This is a genomic window from Methanobacteriaceae archaeon, from assembly GCA_013403005.1.
In the GTDB taxonomy this organism is placed as follows: Archaea; Methanobacteriota; Methanobacteria; order Methanobacteriales; family Methanobacteriaceae; genus Methanobacterium.
Genome location: JACBOA010000015.1, coordinates 1 through 7,500 on the forward strand (window position 1 = coordinate 1; position 7,500 = coordinate 7,500).

8 protein-coding genes (1 of these 8 only partly in view) are annotated in these 7,500 nt (G+C 42.4%); 6 read left to right on the forward strand and 2 right to left on the reverse strand.

The features are described 5' to 3' along the window. Positions 1-298: 298 nt before the first annotated feature. Both HVN35_09260 and HVN35_09265 read right to left on the reverse strand, forming a co-directional pair. Entirely contained in the window at positions 299-1,273 is a 975-nt protein-coding gene (locus HVN35_09260) for a biotin--[acetyl-CoA-carboxylase] ligase (GenBank protein NYB52731.1), read from the reverse strand. Positions 1,274-1,451: 178 nt separating this feature from the next. Continuing rightward, positions 1,452-2,939, reverse strand: a complete 1,488-nt coding sequence (locus HVN35_09265; protein ID NYB52732.1) for an acetyl-CoA carboxylase biotin carboxylase subunit — start codon at positions 2,937-2,939, stop codon at positions 1,452-1,454. Positions 2,940-3,230: 291 nt separating this feature from the next. Here HVN35_09265 and HVN35_09270 point away from each other — a divergent pair, with 291 nt between their 5' ends. From HVN35_09270 to HVN35_09295, 6 genes are all read left to right on the forward strand, one after another. Beyond that, positions 3,231-3,857, forward strand: a complete 627-nt coding sequence (locus tag HVN35_09270; protein NYB52733.1) for a methyltransferase — start codon at positions 3,231-3,233, stop codon at positions 3,855-3,857. A gap of 124 nt (positions 3,858-3,981) precedes the next feature. Further along, positions 3,982-4,806, forward strand: coding sequence for an RNA-binding protein (locus HVN35_09275; GenBank protein NYB52734.1), 825 nt, complete (start codon positions 3,982-3,984; stop codon positions 4,804-4,806). 265 nt (positions 4,807-5,071) lie between these two features. Then, entirely contained in the window at positions 5,072-6,082 is a 1,011-nt protein-coding gene (gene rpl3p, locus HVN35_09280) for a 50S ribosomal protein L3 (protein ID NYB52735.1), read from the forward strand. Between the two features lie 19 nt (positions 6,083-6,101). Further along, positions 6,102-6,887: a 50S ribosomal protein L4 gene (locus HVN35_09285; protein ID NYB52736.1), complete on the forward strand. Its 786-nt coding sequence runs from the start codon at positions 6,102-6,104 to the stop codon at positions 6,885-6,887. 13 nt (positions 6,888-6,900) lie between these two features. Continuing rightward, positions 6,901-7,161 (forward strand): 50S ribosomal protein L23, encoded by a 261-nt coding sequence (locus HVN35_09290; GenBank protein NYB52737.1) that lies wholly within the window; start codon positions 6,901-6,903, stop codon positions 7,159-7,161. A 19-nt stretch (positions 7,162-7,180) separates the two neighbouring features. Beyond that, positions 7,181-7,500, forward strand: partial view of a 50S ribosomal protein L2 gene (locus tag HVN35_09295; GenBank protein NYB52738.1) — the start only. The gene runs 406 nt beyond the window's last position; only the first 320 of its 726 coding nucleotides appear in the window; its start codon is at positions 7,181-7,183; its stop codon lies beyond the right edge, outside the window.

Below are 7,500 nucleotides of genomic sequence, written 5' to 3' on the forward strand. Positions count from 1 at the left end.
ACCAAACGCTCAGTCTATAAAAAAGCCTACCTAAATGTACTTTTACTAGGAATAATAATATCCTACGGCCAAAACGAAATCCAAGAAATCTACGCCTTGGAAAACTTCACATAAAACAGACACCCTATTAGTTCAAATATGGGAGAAAAAGTATAGGGTTATTTTTATATCAAGATTAATTCACTTATTAAGATTAATTCACTCAACACCCCTCTACACAAGACATTTTTTTTAGAAAAATGACTTTTTAGATAATTTTTCAGATAATATCTAGGTATTTCATTTCTTTTTATAATGTTTATTTCTTTTGATGTATGCATTCTCCGGATATGACTTTTCTAAGGCTTCCGTCGTTCATTTCCAGGATGAGAACTCCTTCTTTGTTTATGCCAACTGCTTCTCCCCTTACCACACGTCCGCCCTTTTTATGCACCTCTACATAAGAACCAATGGTCTTGGAGAGCCTGCGCCATTGGGACAGAATCTCAGGAAAACCCCCGGCTTTGAAATCATTGTAAAGGTTTTCGAATTTTAAAAGGAATCTTTCCACTAATTCCACTCCAGATATCTCCTTTTCCAGTTCTCTTTTTAGGGATGTGGCACCTTCTCTGAGTCCTGGTGGGAAGTTATCCACATCCACGTTGAGATCAATACCAATACCCACCACTACATAATCCAGTTTCTGTGAACTGGCACTACCTTCAGTTAATATTCCACAAACTTTTTTATCTCCAATGAGTATGTCATTGGGCCATTTAATACCAACATCCAGTTTGCACTCCTGATCCAGTGTCTCAGCCACTGCTACTCCAGTTACCAGAGTGAGCTGTGGTGCTTGGGAGGGTGGAATATCTGGCCGGAGAATTATGCTCATCCAAACCCCACCTGCGGGTGATAACCATTTTTTACCCCTCCTACCTTTGCCACTGCTCTGACTTTCAGCTATTACAATGGTTCCTTCAGGGGAACCTTTCATGGCCAGTTTTTTGGCCACCTCATTGGTGGAATCCACCTCATGGTAATGATGAATTTCACGTCCCATATAACTGGTTTCCAGACCTTTTTGAATTTCGTAAGGTAGGAGCGTGTTAGGAGCTTTTAAAAGACGATACCCATTCTCAGAAACCTCAATTTCATAACCCTCATCCTGAAGGGTTTGAATTTCTCTTGTCAGCTTTTTCGCAGGTATTCCGGTCTCTGATACTAAATCATCCTCGGAAACAAATTTATCTTTATTCTGATGGAGTTTTTTCAATATCTCTTCTTTATACATAAAACCACCTGAAAATCTTTCATCTGTTAAAAACCCCTTTATAAAGCATTAGCAGTTATCATATTCATTTGAATTTCTTATCCTTGAGCATCTCGTCCATTTCTGATCGAAGCTCTTTTTTTATTTTAGACTAAATTTATAGACTAAATTTATTTATGAATCTCTATGATTAACCTCATTACTTCTTATTTTTATTCATGGCATGAGCCATATGGCTTGAAACTGCTGCTGAAACTGCTGCCACTCTTTTCGAAGGTAAAAATGTGGATTTTAGTCTGGACACTCTATTTTTATCTTCTTGGACGATTTTTTCCATTTTCTCCCTTATTTCCTGTTTATTTTCATCCACAAAATGGGTGTGTAATTTGGCTTCATTGAACTTGGAGCTTAACATCATGGCTTTATGGAAGGGTATGGTTGTTTGCACCCCTAGAATAATGTATTCTGATAGGGCCCTTTTCATCCGGCTGATGGCTTCATTTCTGTTTCTTCCCCAGACAATGAGCTTGGAAATCATGGAATCATAAAAGGGTGGTATGGTGTAGTTCATATAAACCCCACTATCCACCCGCACTCCAGGACCTCCCGGAGAACGGTAACCGGTTATTTTACCAGGGTTCGGTGCAAAATCAGCCAATGGGTTTTCAGCATTTATACGGCACTCAATGGCATGTCCCCGTACCTGGATCTCTTCCTGGGTGCAGCATAACTTTCTACCTGATGCTATTTTAAGCTGTTCTTTAACCAGATCTACTCCAGTCACCACTTCTGTGATAGGGTGTTCCACCTGAATCCTGGTATTCATTTCCAGGAAATAAAAGTCCCCATTTGAATAGAGGAATTCCACAGTACCTGCATTGGTGTAACCAATTGATGAGGCTGCTTTAACTGCGGCCTGCCCCATCCTTTCCCGGAGTTCCTCGGTCATGATGGGGGATGGTGATTCTTCAATTAGTTTCTGGTGTCTGCGCTGGATACTGCACTCCCGGTCTGCCACGTGGATGGTGTTACCATGTTCATCAGCCAGGATCTGGAATTCAATGTGACGGGGTTCTTCTATGTATTTTTCAATAAATACAGTGGAGTCTCCAAAGGCAGATGCCGCCACAGATTGGGTGGATTCCAGGGCACGGAGGAGTTCATCTTCCTCGTAAACAGTCCGCATACCAATTCCACCCCCTCCGGCTGATGCTTTGATAATTACAGGATAGCCAATGTCTTCTGCAATTTTAAGGGCTTCCTCAGGGTCAGATACTCCCTTACTGTTACCAGGGATAACTGGTACTCCTGCTTTTTCCATGAGTTTACGGGATTCTATTTTACTTCCCATGGATTCAATAACAGAACCTGGTGGTCCTATGAGTTTTATACCAATTTTTTCACATTCATCCCCTAGCTGTGAGTTTTCGGCAAGAAAACCGTAACCAGGGTGCAGTGCATCAGCCCCTGATTTTTCGGCAACATCTAGAATGTGGGGAATGTTCAGGTAACTATCGGATGGGGAGGGCCCCCCTATATTATAAGCCTCGTCAGCGTATTTGGCGAAGAGTGAATTTTTGTCTGCGTCTGAGTAAACTGCAACACTCTTTACATCCAGTTCTCGACAGGCGCGCATCACCCGGATGGCTATTTCCCCACGGTTGGCAACCAGAACCTTTTCAAACATGATATCATCCTTTTAATCTCATTTTGGGATATTATGGCTTTAAACACAGTTTATGGCTTAAATAATTTCTATAATTATTTTATTTTACTATTATTGTTAATTCCATTTTTGGGACAACTTCCCATATATATATCAGGATACTTTTTTCATAATCTGGTAAACATAATCTGGATAAATATATCTATTATCTGTATCTCCTTAAAGATTTTATGCTAACATATTATTAAGAAAGGATAAACTAAAAATATATTAGTATTTGCTCATGATTCATCATTTAATCTCAGATTCACCATGAAACTGAAACAAAGACACCTTGAAATGGCTTTGCAAGCCATACCCCCTCATCCAGATCCAGATCCAGACTTGGAACAGTACCATACTCCTGCCCTTATAGCGGCTGATGTGGTATGGAATGCCACAAGTCTGGGTGATATTCGTGGGATGAAGGTAGCTGACCTTGGTTGTGGGACGGGGGTTCTGGCCCTGGGGGCAGCCCTTATGGGAGCTTGTGAAGTGGTGGGTGTTGATGTGGATGGGGCTGCACTTCAGGTTGCACAAAAAGAAGCAGAACGATTGAAAGTTCAGGATAAATGCAGATTCATCCATGTGGATATTGAGGATTTTCACCAAGAAGCAGACACCGTGATCCAGAACCCACCTTTTGGAGCCCAGAAAGCCAACTGGAAAAAGGGTGACCGTAAATTCCTGGAAAAAGCCCTTGAAATATCACCGGTGGTTTATTCATTTCACCTGGCCAAAACAGAGGAATTTTTAAAGCAGATGGTGAATGCCATGGGTGGGGTAATCACCCATAGGTTTTACTATGAATTTCCACTGCCACGAATTTATAAATTTCATCGGGATGAGAAGAGGGATGTGGAAGTGGTTGTTTTGAGGGTTGAAAAATTTTTGATGTAAAAGTTCACATTTTAAGAATCTTAGTATAGTTCTTAAGTCTTCTAAAGGATATTTTTAACAAATTTGCTCTGTTAAAAACTTTCTTGACAATATTTATATAAGGTTTAAAAACAAAAATTTAAAGATGCGAGTTAATAAAGATATCACGATTTTCATACCATCTTCTTTTATTCAAGAAACAAAAGATTTAAAACTAAAGACATACAAAGTAGGGTTGATTGGCAGATCAGCTGCTCTGTTTCGGGTGAGGAAAATCGTTGTTTACAGCGATACTGAAGACCCCGAAGACCGGAAAGGGGCAAAGTTTATTAGTGATATCCTCACTTATATGAATACCCCACAATACCTTAGAAAAAAGGTATTTCCTATAACCAGGGAGTTAAGGAATGTTGGAATACTACCACCGCTCCGCACTCCCCATCACCCCACTGGAGAACTCCATCAAGGTGATTATAGACAGGGACTTACATTGAAAAGGACCAAAAAGGGCACCATAGTTGATATAGGTGCTGACACAGAAGCGCTATGCAAGGAAAAACTCAGCGTGAACCGTGTCTTAAGCTTTAAGGTAGATAAGTTAGGAAAGGAAATAATAGTCACTCCTGATGAACCTGATGTTTATTGGGGGTATGAAGTACTGTCTACTTATAAGAATTTAGATGATAGCATAGAATTGTTAAAACCACGACCCGACCTGGTCATTGGAACAACACGCTATGCTGAACCCATCACTTCTGTTTTAAACGAAGTAAAAGAGGGGTTAAGGGGCTCCAAACACATAACTATTTTGTTTGGTGGTCCATATTCGGGCTTACACGAATTAATGGGCAACCCTGGGGACGTATTGGACCTGGAGGTTAACACCATCCCTAATCAGGGAACTAAGACTGTAAGGACTGAAGAGGCAGTTTTAGCTACTTTATCAGTATTTAATATGCTAATGGATTAGTTAGCGATTAATCCCCCAGTCATGGGTTAATCGAAGAATAACGGGACCATAGTGGCTATTTAGTGTGCTAATTGGCAAATTAAATTTTGATATGGATAATGCAGGGTTCAAATAGATTATCTTGCATTATAGCTAGTGATAAGCATTGATTATAACTGAACTGGTTTGCAATGCGCGTTTGGGAGTTACTTTAAGACTCTCTAGAGTAATTTATGTTCACATATTTGGAAAAGTGGAAAATTTTAGATTAAGGAGGAAATATTAGATGGCTAGACATCATCAACCTAGAAAAGGATCAGTTGCATTTAGTCCTAGAAAAAGAGCAGCCAGGGAATCACCCCGAATCAGCTCCTGGCCCGAAAGCGAAGAGCCGTGTCTATTGGGGTTCCCCGGTTACAAGGTGGGAATGACCCACATCACCCAGACCGATAACACTAAAAACTCACCCACTGAGGGAATGGAAATATCCACCCCGGTGACAGTATTGGAAACCCCACCAGTAGTGGTATTCGGTATCAGAGCTTACCAGAAGACAACACGAGGAATTAAGGCCATGACCGATGTCCTGGCACAGGAAATGGATGAAGACCTCTCCAGGAAAATCACCCTACCCTCTGACTACGATACTGAAGCCCAACTGAATTCATTGAAAGAAAACATAGACCAAGTAGCAGAAATCCGTGCACTGATACACACCAAACCCAGACTGGCCAGCGTACCCAAGAAAAAGCCAGAAATAATGGAATGCGGTGTGGGAGGCGCCAGTGTAGAGGAAAAACTGGAATATGTTACCAGTGTACTGGGAACTGAAATCAACCCCGCAGATGTATTCAATGAGGGTGAACACACTGATGCCGTGGCAGTAACCAAAGGTAAAGGATTCCAGGGTGTGGTGAAAAGATGGGGGGTTAGAATCCAGTACGGAAAAGCTGCCCGAAGTAGCAAAGCACGTGTAGTAGGTTCTATAGGGCCCTGGACTCCGGCCAGAACCATGTGGACTGTACCCATGGCTGGTCAGATGGGATACCACCAGCGCACTGAATACAACAAAAAAATCCTCAAGATAGGGGAAGCCGAGCAGGTTGATGAAATCAATCCTGATGGTGGATTTGTAAAGTACGGACTTGTTCGAAACAACTATTTACTTCTTAAAGGATCATTACCCGGACCATCAAAAAGACTGGTCATGCTTAGAAAAGCAATCAGACCACATGGAAAACACGATGATGCTCCGCAAATATCATATATCAGCACAGCTTCCAAGCAGGGAGCCTAATTATTAAAGAGTGATGGGAATGAAGAAGATCAATGTTTACTCATTAGAAGGTAAAGTTACTGGCGAGATGGAGCTTCCAGAAATTTTCTCTGAAGATTTCCGACCGGACCTCATAAAAAGGGCGGTGCTCTCTGCACAAAGCGCCCGCATCCAGCCCTGGGGAACAGATCCCATGGCAGGGAAACGAACCACTGCCGAATCATTCGGTGCAGGTCGAGGAGCAGCCATGGTACCACGTGTTAAGGGTTCAAGACACCCTGCAGGATCCAAGGCAGCTTTCGTACCCCAGGCAGCCGGTGGAAGAAGAGCACATCCCCCCAGAACCAGCAGAATCATCCACGAAAAGATCAACAAGAAAGAAAGAAAACTGGCCATACGCTCTGCTCTGGCTGCAACCACCAACCCGGAACTGGTTGAGGCAAGGGGACACATAATTGAAAACATCCCCCAAATACCATTCGTGGTGGATGATGAACTGTGCAGTGTCAAAAAAACCAGCCAGACTAGGGAAATATTCAAAAAACTGGGAATAATGGATGATGTGGTTCGAGCAAAAAACGGTCGAAAAATCAGGGCAGGTAGAGGTAAAACCAGGGGAAGGAAATACCGAACACCCAAGGGACCATTACTGGTTGTAGGAGAGGACAAAGGAATCAGCTTGGGAGCTAGAAATCACCCTGGAGTAGATATAGTAGTTGTGGATAACCTCAACGCAGAACTCCTGGCACCAGGAACACACCCTGGCCGACTTACTATTTACACTAAATCCGCCATAGAAAAACTGGGAGAACTATTCCAGAAATAGGCAGGTGTCATGAATGGATCCTTACAGTATAATAATTAAACCACAGTTAACTGAGAAGAGTATGAATGCCATTGACTACAAAAACGAGTTAACCTTTGTGGTGAGGAGAACCGCCCGGAAGCCCCAGATTAAACAGGCTTTTGAAGAACTCTTTGACGCCAAGGTGGAAAGAGTTAACACTCAGATTAATTCCCGCGGCGAAAAAATAGCATACCTCAAACTGGCAGAAGAGCACAGTGCAGAAGATATTGCCGTTAAAATGGGAGTGTTCTAACCCTTAGGGAGGACTAATAATGGGAAAACGATTAATAATTCAAAGAAGGGGAAGAGGAACCCCCACCTACCGAAGTGCATCACACCGCTTCAAAGGAAAAATACAGTACCGTTCATACGATGATGTAGAAAAAAATGGCAGTCTACAGGGGAAAGTGGTGGACATAATCCATGACCCGGGTAGAACTGCCCCGGTGGCCAAGGTCAAATTCGAAAACGGAGAACAGAAACTCATCCTGGCCCCGGAAAGCATAGCCATCAATGATGAAATCGCCTGCGGAATATCCGCACCAATAAAACCAGGAAACTCACTACCCCTGGGAGAAATCCCAGAAGGAAC